Genomic DNA, 18216 nt, shown 5'->3' with positions numbered 1-18216 from the left:
TCGCTGCCCTTGACACGGATGAAACAACGGGGCAACCATCACTGGCGTAGTGAGAGAGCGCTCTCCCTGATCCGGGCACCGGCCTTCGACGGTGCCGCCCCCACCCCACCCGATCGGGAGCCCCCATGCCCGCCCCGCCCCCGCGCACCCCCCGGCCCACCGGGCCGGCCCGCACCGCACCCCCGACCCGCACCCTGGCGGCCGCCCTGGCCGCCGCGCTGGTCGCGGCCCTGGTCCTGCTGCTGCCCGCCACCCGCGCCCAGGCCGCGCCCGTCCTGCTCTCGCAGGGCAAGACCGCCACCGCCTCCAGCACCGAGAACTACGGCACCCCCGCGTCCAACGCCGTCGACGGCAACACCGGAACCCGCTGGTCCTCGGCGAATTCCGACCCGCAGTGGCTCCAGGTCGACCTCGGCGCGCCCGCCGCGCTCAGCTCCGTCACCCTCCAGTGGGAGGCGGCGTACGCGAAGGGCTACCAGATCCAGCTGTCCACCGACGGCACCACCTGGACCACCGCGTACACCACCGCCAACGGCGCCGGCGGCACCGAGACCGTCCCGGTCACCGGCACCGCCCGCTACGTCCGGCTGTACGGCACCGCCCGGGCCACCGGCTACGGCTACTCGCTCTGGGAGTTCCAGGTCTACGGCGCCGACGGCGGCGGCACCCAGGGCTGCGGCACCGCCAACGCCGCCCAGGGCAAGACCGCCACCGCCTCCAGCACCGAGAACTACGGCACCCCCGCGTCCAACGCCGTCGACGGCGACGCGAACACCCGCTGGTCCTCGGCCGCCGCCGACCCGCAGTGGCTCCAGGTCGACCTCGGCTCCGCGCAGAGCGTCTGCGGCACCGCGGTGAAGTGGGAGAGCGCCTACGCCAAGGCGTACCGCATCCAGCTGTCCACCGACGGCACCACCTGGACCGACGCGTACACCACCGCCAACGGCGCCGGCGGCACCGAGACCCAGAACGTCTCCGGCACCGCCCGCTACGTCCGGCTGTACGGCACCGCCCGGGCCACCGGCTACGGCTACTCCGTCTGGGAGTTCCAGGTCTTCACCGCCGGCGGCGGCTCCACCGGCACGCCCAGCAACCCGCCGACCAGCCCGCCGCCGACCGGCACCACCCCGCCCGGCAACTGGACCACCGTGTTCAGCGACGACTTCGCGGGCGGCAGCGGCGGCGCCCCCTCCGCCGCCAACTGGACGGTGCGCACCGGCACCTCCGAGCCCGGCGGCGCCGCCAAGTGGGGCACCGGCGAGGTCCAGACCGACACCGCCAACCCCGCCAACGTCTCCCTGGACGGCAACCACCACCTCAACCTGACCGCCGTGCGCGACGGCGCGGGCAACTGGACCTCCGGCCGGGTCGAGAGCAAGCGCGGCGACTTCGCCGCCCCCGCCGGCGGACAGCTGCTGATCTCCGCGCAGATCAAGCAGCCCGGCGTCGCCGACGCCACCGGCTACTGGCCGTCCTTCCGCGCCATCGGCGCCAACGACCGCAGCGGCGGCTGGCCCGCCACCGGCGAGACCGACATCCTCGAGGACGTCAACGGCCGCAACCAGACCTCCGCCACCCTGCACTGCGGCACCGCCCCCGGCGGCAACTGCAACGAGTACAACGGCATGACCAGCGGACTCGCCTCCTGCCCCGGCTGCCAGAGCGACTACCACACCTACAGCCAGGTCATCGACCGCACCGTCAGCGACGAGCAGATCCGCTGGTACCTCGACGGCAAGCAGATCTGGCAGGTCAACGAGTCCCAGGTCGGCACCACCGACTGGAAGAACGCCGTCGACCACGGCTTCAAGCTGGTCTTCAACCTCGCCGTCGGCGGCTCCTTCCCGGACAGCGTCTGCGGCTGCACCACGCCCGCCGCCACCACCACCTCCGGCGGCGCGCTCTCCATCGGCGCCGTCACCGTCGCCACCACCACCGGCACCGCCCCCGCCCCGCTCGCCGACCCGCCCGCGGCCACCGGCAGGAGCACCGTCAAGGTCACCGGCGGCCAGGGCAACTGGGCGCTCAGCGTCAACGGCCAGCCCTACCAGCTCAAGGGCGTCACCTGGGGCCCGGCCCAGTCCACCGCCGACGCGCACATGCGCGACCTCAAGGCGCTGGGCGTCAACACCGTCCGCACCTGGGGCACCGACGCCGGCAGCAAGCCGCTGCTGGACGCCGCCGCCGCGTACGGCCTCAAGGTGGTCAACGGCTTCTGGCTCAACCAGGGCGCCGACTACGTCAACGACACCGCCTACAAGAACAGCACCCTCGACTCGATCAAGCAGTGGGTGACCACCTACAAGGACCACCCCGGCACCCTGATGTGGGACGTCGGCAACGAGGTCATCCTCACCACCCAGGACCACGCCTACAACGGCGCCACGGTGGAACAGGAGCGGGTCGCCTACGCCAAGTTCGTCGAGCAGGTCACCCAGGCCATCCACGCCGTCGACCCCGACCACCCGGTCACCTCCACCGACGCCTACACCGGCGCCTGGACGTACTACAAGCAGTACGCCCCCAGCCTCGACCTGCTGGCCGTCAACTCCTACGGCGCGGTCTGCAACGTCAAGCAGGACTGGATCAACGGCGGCTACACCAAGCCGTACATCGTCACCGAGACCGGCGACGCCGGCGAGTGGGAGGTCCCCAACGACGCCAACGGCGTCCCGACCCAGCCCACCGACACCCAGAAGCGCGACGGCTACACCAGCGCCTGGAACTGCATCGCCGGCCACACCGGCGTCGCGCTCGGCGCCACCATCTTCAACTACGGCACCGAGAACGACTTCGGCGGCACCTGGTTCAACCTGATTCCCGGCGGCTGGAAGCAGCCCGCGTACTACTCCGTCGCCAAGTCCTACGGCGGCAGCGCCAAGAGCGGCAATACCCCGCCGGTGATGAACAGCGTCACCCTGAGCCGGACCGCCGACGTCCCGGCCGGCGGCACCTTCACGCTCAGCTCGCCCGCCACCGACCCCGACGGCGACCTGGTCCGCTACCAGCTGTACTACAGCTCCAAGTACGTGGACGGCGGCACCGGCTTCAGCCAGGTCCGCTTCACCCAGACCGGCGACGGCCAGTTCACCGTCACCGCGCCCAAGACCCTGGGCGTCTGGAAGGTCTACGTCTACGCCTACGACGGCCACGGCAACGTCGGCATCGAGTCGAAGTCCTTCCGCACCGTCGCCCCCACCCCCGGCGGCACCAACGTCGCCAAGGGCAAGGCCACCACCGCCTCCACCTACCAGGCCGCCGGCAACGGCGCCCCCTACCCGCCGTCCAACGCCACCGACGGCAACTGGTCCACCCGGTGGGCCAGCGAGTGGGCCGACCCGCAGTGGATCCAGGTCGACCTGGGCCAGACCACCTCGTTCAAGCACGTGCAGCTCGGCTGGGAGTCCGCCTACGGCAAGGCGTACCAGGTGCAGACCTCCACCGACGGCACCAACTGGACCACGGTGTACACCCAGGCCAACGGCACCGGCGGCATCGACGACTTCGACGTCAACGGCAGCGGGCGCTACGTCCGGGTCAACATCACCCAGCGCGGCACCGCCTACGGCGACTCGCTGTACGAGTTCGGCGTCTACGCCTGACCCGGCACCGGCGAGGAAGGGGCGTCCGGCCCGTGCCACCGGACCGGACACCCCCCCGATGAGCCCCCGGTGCCGCGCGGCAGGGAGCGCCGCGCGGCACCGGGTCCCCCCACCCACCGTTCCTCATCCGGAGGTCCGATGAAACACCGCACGTCCCGCGGCGCGCCCCACCGCACCGCCCTCGCCGGGACCGTCGCCGCGATCCTCGCGGCCGGCGCCCTCACCGGCGGCGTCCTCACCCAGTCGGCCGCCGCGGCGTCCGACCCGCTGATCAGCCAGTCCAAGCCGGTCACCGCCTCGTCCGTGGAGAGCGCCAGCTTCCCCGCCGCGGCCGTCGCCGACAACAACCTCGCCACCCGCTGGGCCAGCGCCTGGACCGACTCCCAGTGGGTCCAGATCGACCTCGGCGGCACGGCCACCATCAGCCACGTCGAACTGGACTGGGAGGCCGCGTACGCCAGCGGCTACCAGGTGCAGACCAGCAACGACGCCACCAGCTGGAACACCGTCTACACCAAGGCGGGCGGCACCGGCGGCACCGAGCAGATCAACCTCAACGCCGGCGGGCGCTACATCCGGCTCAACCTCACCAAGCGCGGCACCCAGTACGGGTACTCGCTGGAGGAGTTCAAGGTCTACGGGCAGGTCACCACGCCCGGCAACGGCTACGTCCTGGCCAACCCCCAGGTCACCGGCGCCACCCCGGCCACCGGGAACCCGCCGCACGCCTACTTCCACGAGTTCCAGGCGAACTGCAGCGCCAACCACGACCTGCCGGACGACCCGATCGTCTTCCCCGGCCAGTCCGGCGCCTCGCACATGCACACCTTCATGGGCAACACCACCACCAATGCCGCCTCCACGCTCGCCTCGCTGCAGGCCGGCGGCACCACCTGCATCGCCCCCGGCGACAAGTCCGGCTACTGGATGCCCACCATGTACGACGGGAACACCCCCGTCGACCCGGTCGGCCTCCAGACCATCTACTACAAGAGCGCGATCAACGACTACACCGCCGTCCGGCCGTTCCCGCCCGGCCTGCGGTTCCTGGTCGCCAGCCCCAACGACAGCGCCACCGACTTCACCACCCACCCCGGGTACGTGGCCGGCTGGGAGTGCGGCACCAGCTACCACACCTCCGACCTGCCCACCAGCTGCCCCGGCGGCGGCGCGCTCAACATCCGCTTCCAGGCGCCCAGCTGCTGGAACGGCCTGTACCTCGACACGCCCGACCACAAGAGCCACATGGCCTACCCGATCGACGGGGTCTGCCCCGCCGACCACCCGGTCGCGCTGCCGATGATCGAGTTCAAGATGGCCTTCCCGGCCAACCTGAACGACCTCGCCCAGCTCCACCTCTCCAGCGGACGGGGCTTCTCCTTCCACTACGACTTCTTCAACGCCTGGGACGCGCCGACCCTGGCCGCACTGGTCAACCACTGCATCGTCGGCGGTCTCCAGTGCAACGCCCGCGGCTACGACGAGAACCAGCCCGGTAAGGGCGCCGCGCTCAACGAGCAGTACCTTCTGCCGTAGCACCGAGCCGTAGCCCGAACGCGCGACACCGGCCCCGCCGCCACGGACCCCCACGTCCGGCGGCGGGGCCGGCCCGCGCACCACCCCCACGGAGGACCACCGATGAGGCTTCGCCGCACCGCCGCGCTGCTCCTGCTGCTCACCGCCGTCGGCTGCGGGAGCGCCGGCAGCCCCGGCCCCGCCGCCGCGCCCCCCGCCGCGAGCCCGTCCGCGAGCCCGTCCGCGGCCGCCGCCGCGGGAGCCTCCGCCGGGGCCGCCGCGTCCGACCGGCCCTCCGACGCCACCTCGATGATCTGCAACCCGTACTTCCGGCAGGAACTCGCCGGCGCCCTCGGCACCGACATCGACCGGCCGCTCGCCCCCAGCTGGGAGAAGCGCGTCTACAGCTGCGAGTACCACTACCCCGCCGGCAGCATGACGCTCTCGGTCAAGGAACTCCCCGACCCCGCCACCGCGCTCGCCCAGTACGACGGGCTGCGCGGCAGCGCCGGGGCCGTCACCGACCTCAACGGCCTCGGCGAGGCCGCCTACAAGCGCGCCGACGGCACCACCGTGGTCCGCAAGGACGGCTTCGTGCTCACCGTCGACGTCGCCCGGCTGCCCGAGACCTTCGGCACGCCCCCGCGCAGCCGGGCCGACGTCGCCGTGATGACCGCCACCACCGTCATGATCTGCTGGAAGGAGCACAGTTCGTGACCGGACGCGGAGGCCCGCTGCCGACCGGACGCGACCGGGGGACCGCCCCCGGCCGCGGGCCGCAGCGCGCGCCGGAGCACCCGGCGGGCCGGGGCGCGGATCACGCTTCGGAACGTGTTGGGAGAGCGCTCTCCGAGCGTGCTATAAAGGGCCTCATGAGCAGCGAAGCCCTCAAGCGCGCCACCACCCTGGAGGACGTGGCGCGGGTCGCGGGCGTCTCCCGTGCCACCGTCTCCCGCGTCATCAACGGCGTCCGCAACGTCGACCCCGCCATCCAGGAAGCCGTCCGCCAGGCCATCGCCCGCACCGGCTACGTCCCCAACAGCGCCGCCCGCTCCCTGGTGACCCGGCGCACCGGCGCCCTCGCCCTGGTGATCTCCGGCAGCGACGCCCCCGAGACCCCCGACCACCACGTCGGCGGCGAGATCTTCTCCGACCCGTTCTTCGGACGCGTCGTCAGCGGCGTCTTCACCGGCCTGCGCCCGCTCGACCTGCACCCTGTCCTGATGCTCGCCGACAGCGGCGAGGCCCGCGACAAGGCGCTCACCTACCTCCGGCAGGGCAACGCCGACGGCGCGATGGTGGTCTCCACCCACAGCCGCGACCCGTTGCCCGCCCAACTGCTCGCCGCCGGCATCCCCACCGTCCTGTTCGGCCGCCCCCCGACGCCGCTCTCGCTCTCCTGCGTCGACCTCGACAACCGCGAGGGCGGCCGGATCGCCGCCGACCACCTCACCGCCCGCGGCCGCCGCCGGGTCGCCGCCATCTCCGGCCCGCTCGGCGTCCGCGCCGCCCGCGACCGGCTGTCCGGCTTCCGGGAGGCGATGGCCGACCGCGGCATCCACCAACTCCCGCACGTCGAAGGCGACTTCACCCGCGAGGACGGCGAGCGCGCGATGACCTCGCTGCTGCGCCGCTACCCCGACCTGGACGGCGTCTTCGCCGCCAACGACCTGATGGCCCAGGGCGCGCTGGCCGTCCTGGCCGAGCAGCGCCGCCGCGTCCCCGAGGACATCGCGGTGATCGGCTTCGACGACTCCTCCGCCGCGACGGCCGGCCGGCCCCACCTGACCACCGTGCGCCAGCCGGTCGAGGAGATGGCCGCCGAGATGACCCGCGTCCTGCTCGACCACCTGGCCCGGCCCGCCCGCGCCGCCACCACCGTCCTGTTCGAACCGACCCTGATCGAGCGCCAGTCCGCCTGAACGGCCGGCCGGCCGGACCGGACCGGGGCGGTGCCGGGGGGCGGGCCGGGAAACCGGTTGATCGACTGACTACGGTTTCCGTATGACAAGCACACTCCGGCTGGAAGCGGTCACCGCCGCCAACCTCGACACCGCGCTCGCCCTCGAGGTCCGGCCGGAGCAGGAGCACCTGGTGGCGCCGGTGGTGAAGTCGCTCGCCGAGGCGTACGTGCACCCCGGGGTGGCCTGGCCGCGGCTGATCCTGGACGGCGACCGCGCGGTCGGGTTCCTGATGGCCTTCTTCGGCCTCGACTTCGCGGGGGACGGCACCGACCTCCGCTCCGGCCTGTGGCGGCTCACCATCGCGGCGGGCGAACAGGGCCGCGGCTACGGGCGCTTCGCGGTCGGGGCGGTGGCCGCCGAGATCCGCGAACGCGGCGGCACCCGGCTCACCACCACCTGGCACGTCGGCGAGGACGGCCCCGAGCGCTTCTACCTGCGCCTGGGCTTCCGCCCCACCGGGGAGACCAGCGGCGACCAGCGGGTCGGCGCGCTGGAACTCGGACCGCGCCCGGAAGGACACTGAGGACCGCCGCCCGGCCCGCGCGCCGCGTCGGACCCGGGCATCGCGGCGGACCCGGGCATCGCGGTGGCCCCGCGCGCCGCGCCGGCCGGCGGCGCACGGGGCCCGGCGGCGGGTCACCAGGCGGGGGCGACCAGGTCTCCGGTGGTGGCGTCGCGGACGGTGATGGCCTCGACCGGGCACATCTCGGCGGCCTCGGTGAGCTGCTCGGAGCCCGCGGTGGACGGCCGGACCGGGGTGGCCCGGCCGTCGGGGGCCAGGGCGAGGTCGGCGGGGGCGGTGCGGGCGCACAGGCCGCTGCCGATGCAGCGGACCCGGTCGACCGTCACGACCAGCTGCGGGGCGTCGCTCACCAGGCCACCTCCAGGCGCAGCGGGCTGCGGGTGAGCAGGCCGGTGCGCCACTCGATCCGGTCGACCGGGGTGGCCAGCCGCACCTCGGGCAGGGCGCGGGCGAGGTGGTGCAGGCCCAGTTCGAGCTCCATCCGGGCCAGCCAGGCGCCCAGGCAGTGGTGCGGGCCGGCGCCGAAGGTCAGCGACGGGGTGCCGAGCGGGGCGAACAGGTCGAGCGGGCCCGGCGGGTAGACCTCCGGGTCGGCGTTGGCGGCCGTCATGTCGGCGGCGATGATCGCGCCCGCCGGGATGGTCACGCCGCCGATCTCCAAGTCGGCCGTCGCCCGGCGGAGCGCGCCCGGCGCGTTGGTGCGGTCGCCGAGCGGGACGGTGCGCAGGATCTGCTCGGTCGCGGCGACCGCCGCCGCCGGGTCGGCGCCGATCCGCCGCCACGCCCCGGCGTGCTCCGGCTGCTCGGCGCGCTCGGGGTCGAGCAGGTAGACCAGGGCGTTGCCGAAACTGGTCATGGTGGTCTCGTGCCCGGCGATCACCAGCCCGATGGTGAGCGAGGTGATCTGCCGCTCGGTCATGCCGCCGGTCCGGTCGGCGGCCAGCACCAGCGAGCTGACCAGGTCCTCGCCCGGGTCCTCGCGCCGCTCCCGCACCAACTGCTGCCCGAACGCGCCGAACTCCTCGATCGCGGCCCGGATCTCCTCGGCGCTGTACGCCGTGGTGGACAGCGCGTGGTCGCTCCAGTAGCCGAGCCGCTCGGTGTCCAGCCCCTCCAGCTCCATCAGCCGGCTGATCACCCGCACCGGCAGCGGCTTGGTGAGCGCCCCGACCACCTCGACCGGCGACCCCGACGCGACCAGGCCGTCCACCAGCTCCCGCACCACCCCGTCCACCCAGGGCCGCCAGCGCTCGATCGCCCGCGGCGTGAACGCGCGCTGCACGGTGCGGCGGATCGCCTGGTGGTCGGGCCCGTCGCTGTTCAGGATCGAGGACGGGTCGTCCAGGATGTTCGGCGTCAGGGTGGTCGGCGGCGCGTCCGGCGCGTACAGCGTGGCCCGGCCCAGGTCCGGGTGGGCGAGGGCCTGCCGGACGTCCGCGTGCCGGGTCAGCACCCACACCGGCGTCCCGGTCGGCAGCGCGGCCAGCCGGGGCGGCCCGGCCTCGGCCCGCAGCAGGCAGTGCAGCGGCACCAGCGGCGGCGTGCCGGGGGCTCCGGTGGCGGCTGCGGTCGCGTCGGTGGTCGCGTCGGTGGTCATCCGTCCTCCTGCAAGGCACCTGCACGGGCCGAGGACGCCGCCGGGCGGCGGTTCCTCGTCCCCCGACCGTATGCGGCCGACCCCGCCCGGGAGTAGCACGCAAATCAGCCAGTGCTGGACCCGGAGTTCCGCCAACTGGTGTTCGAGGAGCGGATGTTGGTGTGAATCGGGAGCCGGGTCGATGGGCTGTGGGCCGGGAGCTGTGGGTCGGGGGACGGGGGTCCCCGTCCCCCGACCTCCGGCGGGAGTCGGCGGCTCGGCCGGTGACGGTCGCTCAGCCGGTGGCGGCGGCTCGGTCGGCGACGACGGCCAGGGCCTCGATCTCGATCAGCACCTCCGGCCGGAACAGCGCCGCGACCTGGACGGCCGAACTCGCCGGGGGCCGCGCGGTGTCGACGTACGCGTCCCGGACCTCGCGGATCGCGGGCAGGTATGCCACGTCGGTGACGAACACGGTGAACTTCACGACGTCCGAGAAGTCGGCCCCGGCCCCCGCCAGGCAGCGCCGCAGGTTCTCGAACACCTGCCGGGCCTGCGCCGCCGGATCGCCCGGGCCGATCAGGTCGCCCCGCTCGTCGAACGCGACCTGCCCGGAGACCTGGACCAGCCGGCCCGTTCCGGTGACCACCTGGGTGTAGCCCGTGCCGGGGGCGACGCCCGGCGGCTCGGTGATGTGGGTGAGGTGAGAAGTGCTCATGGCGGTCATCCTCACCCACCCCCGCCCCGGACGCACCGGAGTTTCCCCGCCCACGGCCGCCGCGCGCCCGGTGGGACGGTCAAGTCGCCTACTAGGTGCGAGAGTTCGATTCAGGGCGGAGAGGTGTCAGCCGACCACCTCGGGCAGCGGGCGCAGGAACGGGCGGTCGGCCGGCGAGAGTTCGGTGAGCGGACCGGCGGCGCGCAGCACCACGTCCAGCACGGCGTCCGGGTCGCAGGCGTAACCGCCGCTCGCCCAGGCGGCGTTGGCCTCGACCACGGCCCAGCCGCGTTCGGTGCGGCCGAGGTCGACCACGACGGCGCTCGGCAGCGCGGCGGAGCCGGTGGCCGCGGCCAGCACGTCGGAGGCGAAGGCCGACAGCTCCGGGGCGTCCGACCCCGTTGCGGCGATGGAGAGTTCACCGCCCAGGGCGTAGCGGGACGCGGCGCGCACCGCGCCGTCCAGCACGAACAGGCGGAACTCGGCCTCGAACCGCAGCACTTCGCTGACCAGCACCGGCGTGCCGCCGTCCAGCAGTTCGGGACCGGGCAGGCCGCGGCCGTCCCGGTACACCCGGGCGGTGAAGTGCTTGTCCGCCGGGGCCTTCACGAAGGCCGGGCCGGACCGCCCGCGCGCCTCCGCCAGTGTCGTCAACTCGACGCGGCGGCGCGTCAGTTCGCGCGGCAGCGCGGCCAGCCAGCCCTCGGCCGGATCCAGCGGGGCCACCCCCAGCTCCCGCCCGACCGCGTCGGCGAACAGCGGCCCGCCGTACAGGTGCACCCGCGCCCCCGCCAGCTCCCGAGGGGCCCGCCAGGACGCCGCCGTGCACGCCCGCAGCCCGCGCCGCCCGGCGGCGGTGCGCAGCTGCAGGCCGGTCTCGTTGATCCGGGGGGCGAGCAGCAGGGTGGGGCCGGTGCCGGTGGGGGACATGCCCGCGATCCTGCCCTGCCGCGGCCGACCCGGGCCACGGGTTTTCCGCCGGTCACCGGCACCGGCCGACGGCGGGCCCCGACATCAGTGGACGGCCGGCCCCGCCGCCGGGCGGCGGGCGTCGTGCGGCGGCGGGCGGAACAGCACCCCGACGTGCACGATCCGCCCGTCGACGACGTCGAGGGCCGGCTCACCCCGCTCCGGCACCCCGTGCGGCACGCAGTGGTGCCCGGGGCGGCACGGGGTGCCGGGGCCGTGCGCGGCGGTGGGGTCGTGCGCGGCGGTGGCGAAGCCCTGGCGGAAGTCGTCCCGGCAGGGGCACGGCGCGATCAGCCGGACGCCCCGGACGCCGAGCCTCGGCCAGCACTCGCCCTCGGCCGCCGGCAGCGCGACCAGCTCCCGGACCAGTTCCCGGACCAGCTTCGGGTGCACCTCGCGCACCGACGGCGGTTCCCCATCCGGCAGCGGCACTTCCGGGCCCATGCGGCAGGACGGTGGCAGCGCCCTCCGCCCGCCCGCTCGCGCCCGGAAATCCGGCGGGCCGGGCGCGGCCGGGCGGAGGCGTCAGAGGTCGCGGCGCATCACCAGGCGCGGCCACCGGTCCAGGCCGTGGGCCGCCTCGCGGGCCCGGACCTCGCGCAGGCCCGGCCCGAGCGCGTCCGGCGGCACCGGGCGGAAGCCGCAGCGGGCGTAGTACGGGGCGTTCCACGGCACCTCGGCGAAGGTGGTGAGGGTCAGCGCCGGGAGCCCCTCGGCGGCGGCCAGCGCGGCCAGGTGCTCCAGCAGGTCGCGCCCGATGCCCCGGCGGGCGTACGCGGGGTGCACCGAGACCTGCTCGACGTGCAGCGCGCCGTCGATCCGCTCGGCGATCAGGTAGCCGACCGGCCGGTCGGCGCCGTCTACCGCGACCAGGGCCGGGCCCGCGTCCAGGAACGGCCTCAACTCCTCGACCGAGAGCGGCTCGTCGTCCGCGATCGCGGCCATGCCGACCTCGCGGAAGCAGCGTCCGGCCGCCCGCTCGATCTCCTGGAGCAGCGGCAGTTCCTCGGCCCGGGCCTCACGTATGCGCATGCCTCCATTGTGCGCACCCGTGGGACCGCCGTGATCGCCGCCGTCCCGGCGGCCGGTTCACGCGCCCGGCGCGGGCTCCGCGGCGAGGCGGCCGGTGCGGATCGCGGCGAGCAGGGCCGCGTGGTCGGCCTCCGACCGGTCGGCGTAGGCGACCGCGAACCGGGCGACGGCGTCGTCCAGGCGGTCGTCCTTGCCGCAGTAGCCGGCGATCAGCGCGGCGTCCGCGGTGTGGGCGTGGGCGCGGGCCAGCAGGGCGCCGGTGAGGCGGCCGTAGTCGTCGAGCTGGGCGGGCGACAGCGCGGCCGGGTCGACACTGCCTTTCCGGTTGCGGAACTGCCGTACCTGGTAGGGGAGTCCGTCGACACTGGTCCAGCCCATCAGCGGATCGGACACCACCTGCATCCGCTTCTGCCCGAGCACCACCCGCCGCCCCTCGTGCCCGCCCTCCGGCGGCACCGGGAACCCGGCCCGCACCAGGTGCGGCAGCAGCACCGATGCCCGGGCCTCCTTCACCTGGAGCACCAGCGGCCCGCCCCGCCGGTCGGTGAGCAGCACCACGTACGAGCGGGTGCCGACGCTGCCGGTGCCCACCACCCGGAACGCCACGTCCTGCACCCGGAACCGGGCCAGCAGCGGATGCAGCTCCGCCGGGACGGTGTGCCGGTAGGACGCCAACGACCCCGCCACCAGCCCGGCCTGACGGTCCTTCACCTCGCTGAGGATCGGCGGCGCCGCGACGAACCGCCAACCCCCGTCCCCGGTGCGGACGGTGGAGCGCGCCGCGAACTTCGCCCCGGTGTTGCGCAGCGCCTTCGCCGAGACCGCCGCCAGCAGCTCGCTCAGCTCGTGCGCACCCGCGAACTCCACCAACTGGTGGTCCGCGATGGCGTCCCAGGCGTTCCAGGCGTCCAGCGCCGGGAGCTTCGCCAACCGCCGCACCGTCCGCCGGTAGGTCGCCGTCGCGTCGAACGCCGCCTGCCGGCAGGCGGACTCGTCCGCCCCGGCCTGCCGGCCCGCCAGCACCAGGCTGGCCGCCAGCCGCTTGAGGTCCCACTCCCACGGGCCGGAGACCGTCTCGTCGAAGTCGTTCAGGTCCAGCGCCAGCCGGCCCCGGGCGTCCCCGTACAGGCCGAAGTTGGCGGCGTGCGCGTCCCCGCACAGCTGCGCGGCCACCCCGCTGACCGGCGTGGTCGCCAGGTCGTGCGCCATCAGGCCCGCCGAACCGCGCAGGAACGCGAACGGCGACGCCGCCATCCGACCCACCCGCAGCGGCACCAGGTGCGCCAGCCGTCCCGCGTTCGCCGACTCCACCGCCGCGACCACCTCCGGCCGGGACGCCGACAGCACCAGCCGCGCGTGCGACTCCAGCGGCACCCGCTCGCGCAGCAGCTTGCCGCGCCGCTTCGGGCCCTCCCCGCGCGCGACCGCGTCCGGCTCCAGCAGCACCGCCGACGGGCGGGCCGGCACCGCGGCGGCGTCCCCCGCGAAGCCCTCCACCGCGAACTCCCGCGACCGGGACGGCAGTTCCACCACCGCCACGGCCCCCGCACCCGCCGGGCCCCCGAGCCGGTCCGCCACCCCCGGGGCCCCCGGAGCCTCCGAAGCCGCCGGATCCTCCGCCCACGCCTCCACCGCCGACACCCGCACTCCCCTCCGACCGCGGCGGGGACCGCCCCCACCAGCGGTGACGCTACCCGGCCGGGCCGCTCCGGACGCGGGCGGGTCCGTCCACCGGGCCGGGCGGGGCCGCCCGTAGCATGCCGACATGGCACACGACATCCACCACCTCGACCCGGCCTACCTCGACTTCTGGCGCGAACGCCACCTGTGCACCCTCACCACGCTGCGCCCGGACGGCACCCCGCACGTCGTCCCGGTCGGCGCGACCTTCGACCCGGAGACCGGCACCGCCCGGGTGATCAGCAGCGGGGTCAGCCGCAAGGTCCGCAACGTCCTCGCCGCGGGCGAGGCCGGGCAGCGGGTCGCGCTCTGCCAGGTCGACCGGGCCCGTTGGGCCACCCTGGAGGGCCGGGCCGTGGTCCGGCAGGACGCCGCCTCCGTCGCCGACGCCGAACGCCGCTACACCGAGCGCTACCGCCGGCCCCGGGAGAACCCCGAGCGGGTGGTGATCGAGATCGCCGTCGACCGCGCCCTGGGCCGGGCCTGACAGGTCGCGGGGGCCTGACGGGTCGCCGGTCCCGGCGGTCCCGGCGGCCTTGAGGGACCGCCGCCCCGGGCCCGGCCGCGGGCCCTCGGCCTCAGGCCCGGGCGGTGACCACGTGGAAGGTGACGGCGGCCAGGAAGGTGCCGGTGGCGAGGTGGGTGAGCCAGCGTTCGGCGTCGTCGGGGGAGAAGTAGCCGGCGGCCACGGCGCGGCGGGTGACGCGTTGCAGGCCCAGGACGCGGTCGGCGGTGGAGACCTCGCGGAAGACCGGGGTGAGCGGGCGGACGTCCACCACGTCGAGGCCGGAGTCGGCGGCCAGGCGCGGGAGCTGGCTGCCGATCCGGGCGTTGCGCACCGCCTGGTCGGTGACGTACCGGGTGTAGGCGGCGGTCAGCGCGGGGTCCGGGTGGTCGACGGTCAGGGTGCCCCAGTCCGGCTCGCCCAGCACCAGCAGGCCGCCCGGCCGCAGCACCCGGCGGGCCTCGCGCAGGGCCAGGCCCGGGTCGGCGACGTGCTGGAGCACCCGGTCGGTCCGGGCCCGGTCGCAGCTCGCGTCCGCCAGCGGGAGCTCGTGCAGGTCGCCGAGCCGGACGCCGACCTGGAGCAGGTGGGCGGTCCGCTCGGCGGCGGTGTCCACGGCCGCCAGGTCGTGGTCCACGCCCAGGACGGTGCCCTCCGGCCCGGCGGCCTCGGCCAGCGCGGACAGGTCGGTGCCCGGGCCGCACCCGAGGTCGACCACCGTCTGCCCGCGCTCCACCGCCAGCGCCGCCAGCATCACCGATTTGTACTCCCGGCCGAGTTCGGAGACGGCCAGCCGGTCCAGGTAGGCGATCGGATCGGGCGGCACGGACTCGAACACACGGGAGGTCATGACGCGCAGTCAATCAAACCTGCCCCCGTCAGGGAAGATCCCGGGGGCGGCACGGGGCAGGACAAGGGGCGTACGCCGGGCCGGGGGGCGCACCACGCCGCCCCGGCCGCGACGCCGGGAGCACCGGCCCGCGACGCCGCGGCGGACCCCGACCCGGCGCACGCCGCGAGCCGCCCGGTCAGGACACCAGCGGCCGCTCCGCCGACTCGGTGAGCGTCACCGTGCACAGCCCGCCGCGCTCCGCGACCACGTCCGTGACGGTCAGCCGGGTGCCGGGCAGCAGGATGAACTCCTCCTCCTCGGTGAACGCCGAGAACTCCCGGATGCCCACCGCCCGGGCCGGACGCACCTCGAACAGCGTGCGCCGGCCCCGGCCGCCCAGGAACGAACGGGCCACCGCCGGACGCGAGGTGCACGAGGACACGCCCCACCAGGTGACCGTCCGCCCCAGCGGGTACTGCGCCCGCAGGTCCAGCGCCACGCCGCGCCACAGCGGCTCCGGGCGGGCCGGCAGCCGGTCCACCGCGTCGAACAGCAGCCGCAGGTACGGCAGGTACGGGGTCAGCCTGGCCCGGTCCGGGTGCCGCAGCGCCGCGTTCAGCTCCCGGTAGAACGACGACTCGCAGGTGTACAGGTGCAGCGCCGCGACCGCCTCCGCGTCCAGCACGCCCGTGCCCGCCCTCGCGTCGGCGCCCGCCCCGGCCCTCGCGTCCGCGTACCGCTTGCCGAACTCGTGCGCCGTCCCGACGTACCGCTCCAGCCCGCGCAGCAGCGCCGCCAGCGGCTCCACCGCCTCCCGGAACCCCATCCGCTCCAGGTCGAACACCCCGGTGACGGCCGGGAGTTCGAGGCCCTCGTCCTTCACCGAGGCGAGCCGCTCCAGGTACAGCTGGTGCAGCTGCATGGTGGAGGCGATGAACGCGCCCATCCGGGAGGCGGTGCCCGCGTCGGTGCGGCCCTCGGCCGCCGCCGCGGCCTGCCAGCCGGTGCTCGGCAGCCAGTCCACCGGGTCCGCGCCCAGGCCCTCCAGGGCCGCGTTCACCGCCGCGAAGTGCGCGCCGTCGCAGAAGACGTCGCCCTGCGCGGCCGGGTTCGGGTGGTCGATGTGCTCCACCCGCACGTCCGGGTACTTCCCCTCCAGCCGCCGCACCACCGTCCTCAGCGCCCGCGCGTGCGCCCCCCACCAGGCGAACACCACCCCGCGGTCCTCCTCCGGGCCCTCCTGCTTGGCCCGCAGCACCTCCTCCACGACCTTCTCCACCACCGGCTTCCAGAACCCGGTGTGCGCCGCCGGGCCGGTCGAACCGTCACTGCTCGCCGTCAGCGCCGCGTTCAGCAGCAGCACGCCCTGGGTCAGCATCGCCTGGAACCACTCCGGCGGCTGCACGGTGCCGTGCCGGGCCAGCAGCGCCCGCAGGTCGGCGATCGGGGTCTTCTTCGGGATGCCGTACTTCCACATCGCCGCGGCCTTGATGATGCAGCGGATGCTCACCACCCGGCCGAACTGGCTGTCCTTCCAGTCGTGGAAGGTGTTGTCGAACATCGCGATGCCGGTCGCGCTCTCCGACCGCGGGTACGGGTTCTGCCCGAACACCACGACCTTCCACTTCCCCGGCGGGTTCGGCTTCAGCGCCTGGAACGTCAACTCCCGCACCGGCACCACGTCCTGCGGCCGGCCCGGCCCGATGAACGAGGCCGCGTCCGGGTGCCGCGCGATCACCGGCCCCAGCACCGGCAGCCAGTCCTCGCCGCCGCCCGCGAACAGCTCGGCGAGCGCCAGCGGGTCGTCCGGGGCGGCGGGGGGCGGGGTGGACTCGGCCATGGCGGTGCTCCAAGGAGGGCGAGGGGGCGACAGGGACGCGGCGGACGCGAGGGACGCGGGGACGCGGACGGAAGATCACGTTAGACCGGGCCGCCGACAGACCGTCAGCCCGGGGCTGTCGGTGCCCGCCGATAGGGTCGGAACCGACAACGAGACCCCGGCCGAACGGAGTTCGCCCACATGACCGTCAAGCACGCCCCCGAGCCGCTGCGCGTGGTGCTGACCGACCTCAACCCCGACGTGGTGGCCGCCTGGCGCGCCGCGTTCGCCGGCACCCCCGGCGTCGAGGTCCGCACCGGCTCGATCCTGGACGTTGACGTCGATGCCTGGGTGACCCCCACCAACTCCCGCGGCCGGATGGACGGCGGGCTGGACGCCGTGATCAAGCGGCACCTCGGCGCGGGCATCCAGCTGCGCGTCCAGCGCGCCATCCGGGACGGCCACGGCGGCGAGCTGAGGGTCGGCAGCGCGGTGTGCGTGCCCTCCGGCGCGGCCGTGCCCCGCTTCCTGATCTCCACCCCCACCATGCGCACCTCCGGCCAGGACGTCAGCCAGACCCTGAACGTCGCGCTGGCCTGCGCCGCCGCCTTCCAGGCCGTCCACCGGCAGAACGCCGCCACCCCCGGCAGCATCGCCTCGGTCGCCCTGGTCGGCCTCGGCGCGCAGACCGGCCAGGTCCCGGCCCGGATCTGCGCGAACCTGATGTGGACCGGCCACTCGCTCTTCCAGGACCACGAGTTCACCGACGACGACGAACTGCGCGCCACCGTCACCGGCCAGCTGGACGACCTGCTCGCCGCCCCCGTCGAACGGCCGGTCCGCCTCGCCGTCCCGGCCCGGAGCGCGCGCCGGAGCTGACGTCCGCCCCGGTGCCCCGGCCCGTTGCGGCGCTCCCGGGGCTTCCCGTGCCTCCGGCCGCCCCGGCCCTCGACCCGGAGGGGTGGAGCGGCTCAGCCGTGGTCGGCCTCGTGCGCGGGGCGGTGGTACGAGGTCAACCGGGCGAGCAGGGCGGTGAGTTCAGCGCGCTGGTGGGGGGTGAGCGGGGCCAGCAGGTCCTGCTGGGCGGCGTCGACCAGGGTGTCCAGCCGGTGCAGCCGGGCCCGGCCGGAGGGGGTGAGCGTGATGACGTTGCGGCGGCGGTCGACCGGGTCGGGGTCGCGGGCCAGGAAGCCGGCGTCGGCGAGTTCGTTCAGCACGGCGACCAGGTCGCTGCGGTAGATGCCGGTGCGGCGGCTGAGTTCGGCCTGGCTGACGGGGCCGGTCTCGGCGAGCGCGGCCAGGGCCGCGAAGTGCCACTTGCGCGCGCCCTCGGCGGCCAGCCGCTCGGCCACCAGCCGGTCGGCGGCCGCGGCGGCCCCGGCCAGCAGGCGGCTGGGGATGGCGCGCAGCCGTTCGGGGGTGGCGTCCTCGGGGGCGGGGCTCATGGGCGGGTCCTCCACTGTTGCGTTAGTGCCACTAAC

16 protein-coding genes and 2 pseudogenes are annotated in these 18216 nt (G+C 75.0%); 8 read left to right on the top strand and 10 right to left on the bottom strand.

Annotation, left to right across the window (positions count from 1 at the left end; translation table 11 throughout):
• Window positions 1-125: 125 nt before the first annotated feature.
• The 6 genes and pseudogenes from K353_RS18045 (at window position 126) to K353_RS18025 (ending at window position 7604) form a co-directional block, all read left to right on the top strand.
• Window positions 126-3602, top strand: coding sequence for a discoidin domain-containing protein (locus K353_RS18045; RefSeq protein WP_111554638.1), 3477 nt, complete (start codon window positions 126-128; stop codon window positions 3600-3602).
• A gap of 138 nt (window positions 3603-3740) precedes the next feature.
• Window positions 3741-4163 (top strand): annotated as a pseudogene (locus K353_RS37225) (discoidin domain-containing protein); the annotation flags it as partial.
• A gap of 96 nt (window positions 4164-4259) precedes the next feature.
• Window positions 4260-5138, top strand: a pseudogene (locus K353_RS37220) (DUF1996 domain-containing protein); the annotation flags it as partial.
• A 102-nt stretch (window positions 5139-5240) separates the two neighbouring features.
• Window positions 5241-5834, top strand: a complete 594-nt coding sequence (locus K353_RS18035; protein WP_111554637.1) for a hypothetical protein — start codon at window positions 5241-5243, stop codon at window positions 5832-5834.
• A gap of 155 nt (window positions 5835-5989) precedes the next feature.
• Entirely contained in the window at window positions 5990-7039 is a 1050-nt protein-coding gene (locus tag K353_RS18030; RefSeq protein ID WP_111554636.1) for a LacI family DNA-binding transcriptional regulator, read from the top strand.
• A gap of 82 nt (window positions 7040-7121) precedes the next feature.
• Window positions 7122-7604, top strand: coding sequence for a GNAT family N-acetyltransferase (locus tag K353_RS18025; protein ID WP_111554635.1), 483 nt, complete (start codon window positions 7122-7124; stop codon window positions 7602-7604).
• 113 nt (window positions 7605-7717) lie between these two features.
• Here K353_RS18025 and K353_RS18020 read toward each other — a convergent pair whose 3' ends face one another.
• From K353_RS18020 to K353_RS17990, 7 genes are all read right to left on the bottom strand, one after another.
• On the bottom strand, window positions 7718-7954 hold the full coding sequence (locus K353_RS18020) for a ferredoxin (protein WP_111554634.1): 237 nt from the start codon (window positions 7952-7954) through the stop codon (window positions 7718-7720).
• Complete coding sequence (locus K353_RS18015; protein WP_111554633.1) at window positions 7951-9201, bottom strand: cytochrome P450; 1251 nt, start codon at window positions 9199-9201, stop codon at window positions 7951-7953. Before K353_RS18015 ends, K353_RS18020 begins: the two co-directional genes overlap by 4 nt.
• Before the next feature lie 274 nt (window positions 9202-9475).
• Window positions 9476-9898 (bottom strand): RidA family protein, encoded by a 423-nt coding sequence (locus K353_RS18010; protein WP_111554632.1) that lies wholly within the window; start codon window positions 9896-9898, stop codon window positions 9476-9478.
• A 126-nt stretch (window positions 9899-10024) separates the two neighbouring features.
• Window positions 10025-10828: an ATP-grasp domain-containing protein gene (locus tag K353_RS18005; protein ID WP_111554631.1), complete on the bottom strand. Its 804-nt coding sequence runs from the start codon at window positions 10826-10828 to the stop codon at window positions 10025-10027.
• An 84-nt stretch (window positions 10829-10912) separates the two neighbouring features.
• Window positions 10913-11311 carry a hypothetical protein gene (locus tag K353_RS18000; RefSeq protein ID WP_111554630.1) on the bottom strand — a complete coding sequence of 133 codons (399 nt, stop codon included), beginning with the start codon at window positions 11309-11311 and terminating at the stop codon, window positions 10913-10915.
• Window positions 11312-11392: 81 nt separating this feature from the next.
• The gene (locus K353_RS17995) at window positions 11393-11899 is read right to left on the bottom strand and encodes a GNAT family N-acetyltransferase (protein ID WP_111554629.1); all 507 of its coding nucleotides are present in this window, start codon (window positions 11897-11899) and stop codon (window positions 11393-11395) included.
• A gap of 57 nt (window positions 11900-11956) precedes the next feature.
• Entirely contained in the window at window positions 11957-13432 is a 1476-nt protein-coding gene (locus K353_RS17990) for a DUF2252 domain-containing protein (RefSeq protein WP_199528157.1), read from the bottom strand.
• A 232-nt stretch (window positions 13433-13664) separates the two neighbouring features.
• Between K353_RS17990 and K353_RS17985 the strand changes: the two genes are divergently transcribed.
• Window positions 13665-14066, top strand: coding sequence for a pyridoxamine 5'-phosphate oxidase family protein (locus tag K353_RS17985; RefSeq protein ID WP_111554627.1), 402 nt, complete (start codon window positions 13665-13667; stop codon window positions 14064-14066).
• Window positions 14067-14157: 91 nt separating this feature from the next.
• Here K353_RS17985 and K353_RS17980 read toward each other — a convergent pair whose 3' ends face one another.
• Entirely contained in the window at window positions 14158-14934 is a 777-nt protein-coding gene (locus tag K353_RS17980; protein ID WP_111554626.1) for a methyltransferase domain-containing protein, read from the bottom strand.
• A 178-nt stretch (window positions 14935-15112) separates the two neighbouring features.
• Window positions 15113-16756: an ADP-ribosyltransferase domain-containing protein gene (locus K353_RS17975; protein WP_111554625.1), complete on the bottom strand. Its 1644-nt coding sequence runs from the start codon at window positions 16754-16756 to the stop codon at window positions 15113-15115.
• Window positions 16757-16936: 180 nt separating this feature from the next.
• Between K353_RS17975 and K353_RS17970 the strand changes: the two genes are divergently transcribed.
• Window positions 16937-17614, top strand: a complete 678-nt coding sequence (locus tag K353_RS17970) for a macro domain-containing protein (RefSeq protein ID WP_111554624.1) — start codon at window positions 16937-16939, stop codon at window positions 17612-17614.
• A gap of 92 nt (window positions 17615-17706) precedes the next feature.
• Here the strand turns inward: K353_RS17970 and K353_RS17965 are convergent, their stop codons facing one another.
• A complete protein-coding gene (locus K353_RS17965; RefSeq protein WP_111554623.1) occupies window positions 17707-18180 on the bottom strand; it encodes a MarR family winged helix-turn-helix transcriptional regulator in 474 nt (157 codons plus the stop codon).
• Window positions 18181-18216: the final 36 nt, after the last annotated feature.

Origin of the sequence: Kitasatospora sp. SolWspMP-SS2h (genome assembly GCF_003259315.1) — a bacterium.
GTDB lineage: Bacteria > Actinomycetota > Actinomycetes > Streptomycetales > Streptomycetaceae > Kitasatospora > Kitasatospora fiedleri.
Note: the sequence above shows the minus strand (reverse complement) of the source record. Positions and strands in the feature narration are given on the sequence as shown.

Excerpts from the sequence above, each read along its gene's own strand:
- K353_RS18010 (WP_111554632.1), bottom strand. The coding sequence starts at position 9,898 with ATGAGCACTTCTCACCTCACCCACATCACCGAGCCGCCGGGCGTCGCC.
- K353_RS17975 (WP_111554625.1), bottom strand. The coding sequence starts at position 16,756 with ATGGCCGAGTCCACCCCGCCCCCCGCCGCCCCGGACGACCCGCTGGCG.
- K353_RS18045 (WP_111554638.1), top strand. The coding sequence starts at position 126 with ATGCCCGCCCCGCCCCCGCGCACCCCCCGGCCCACCGGGCCGGCCCGC.
- K353_RS18035 (WP_111554637.1), top strand. The coding sequence starts at position 5,241 with ATGAGGCTTCGCCGCACCGCCGCGCTGCTCCTGCTGCTCACCGCCGTC.
- K353_RS17995 (WP_111554629.1), bottom strand. The coding sequence starts at position 11,899 with ATGCGCATACGTGAGGCCCGGGCCGAGGAACTGCCGCTGCTCCAGGAG.
- K353_RS18030 (WP_111554636.1), top strand. The coding sequence starts at position 5,990 with ATGAGCAGCGAAGCCCTCAAGCGCGCCACCACCCTGGAGGACGTGGCG.
- K353_RS17970 (WP_111554624.1), top strand. The coding sequence starts at position 16,937 with ATGACCGTCAAGCACGCCCCCGAGCCGCTGCGCGTGGTGCTGACCGAC.
- K353_RS17985 (WP_111554627.1), top strand. The coding sequence starts at position 13,665 with ATGGCACACGACATCCACCACCTCGACCCGGCCTACCTCGACTTCTGG.
- K353_RS17980 (WP_111554626.1), bottom strand. The coding sequence starts at position 14,934 with ATGACCTCCCGTGTGTTCGAGTCCGTGCCGCCCGATCCGATCGCCTAC.
- K353_RS18005 (WP_111554631.1), bottom strand. The coding sequence starts at position 10,828 with ATGTCCCCCACCGGCACCGGCCCCACCCTGCTGCTCGCCCCCCGGATC.
- K353_RS18025 (WP_111554635.1), top strand. The coding sequence starts at position 7,122 with ATGACAAGCACACTCCGGCTGGAAGCGGTCACCGCCGCCAACCTCGAC.
- K353_RS18000 (WP_111554630.1), bottom strand. The coding sequence starts at position 11,311 with ATGGGCCCGGAAGTGCCGCTGCCGGATGGGGAACCGCCGTCGGTGCGC.
- K353_RS18015 (WP_111554633.1), bottom strand. The coding sequence starts at position 9,201 with ATGACCACCGACGCGACCACCGACGCGACCGCAGCCGCCACCGGAGCC.
- K353_RS17965 (WP_111554623.1), bottom strand. The coding sequence starts at position 18,180 with ATGAGCCCCGCCCCCGAGGACGCCACCCCCGAACGGCTGCGCGCCATC.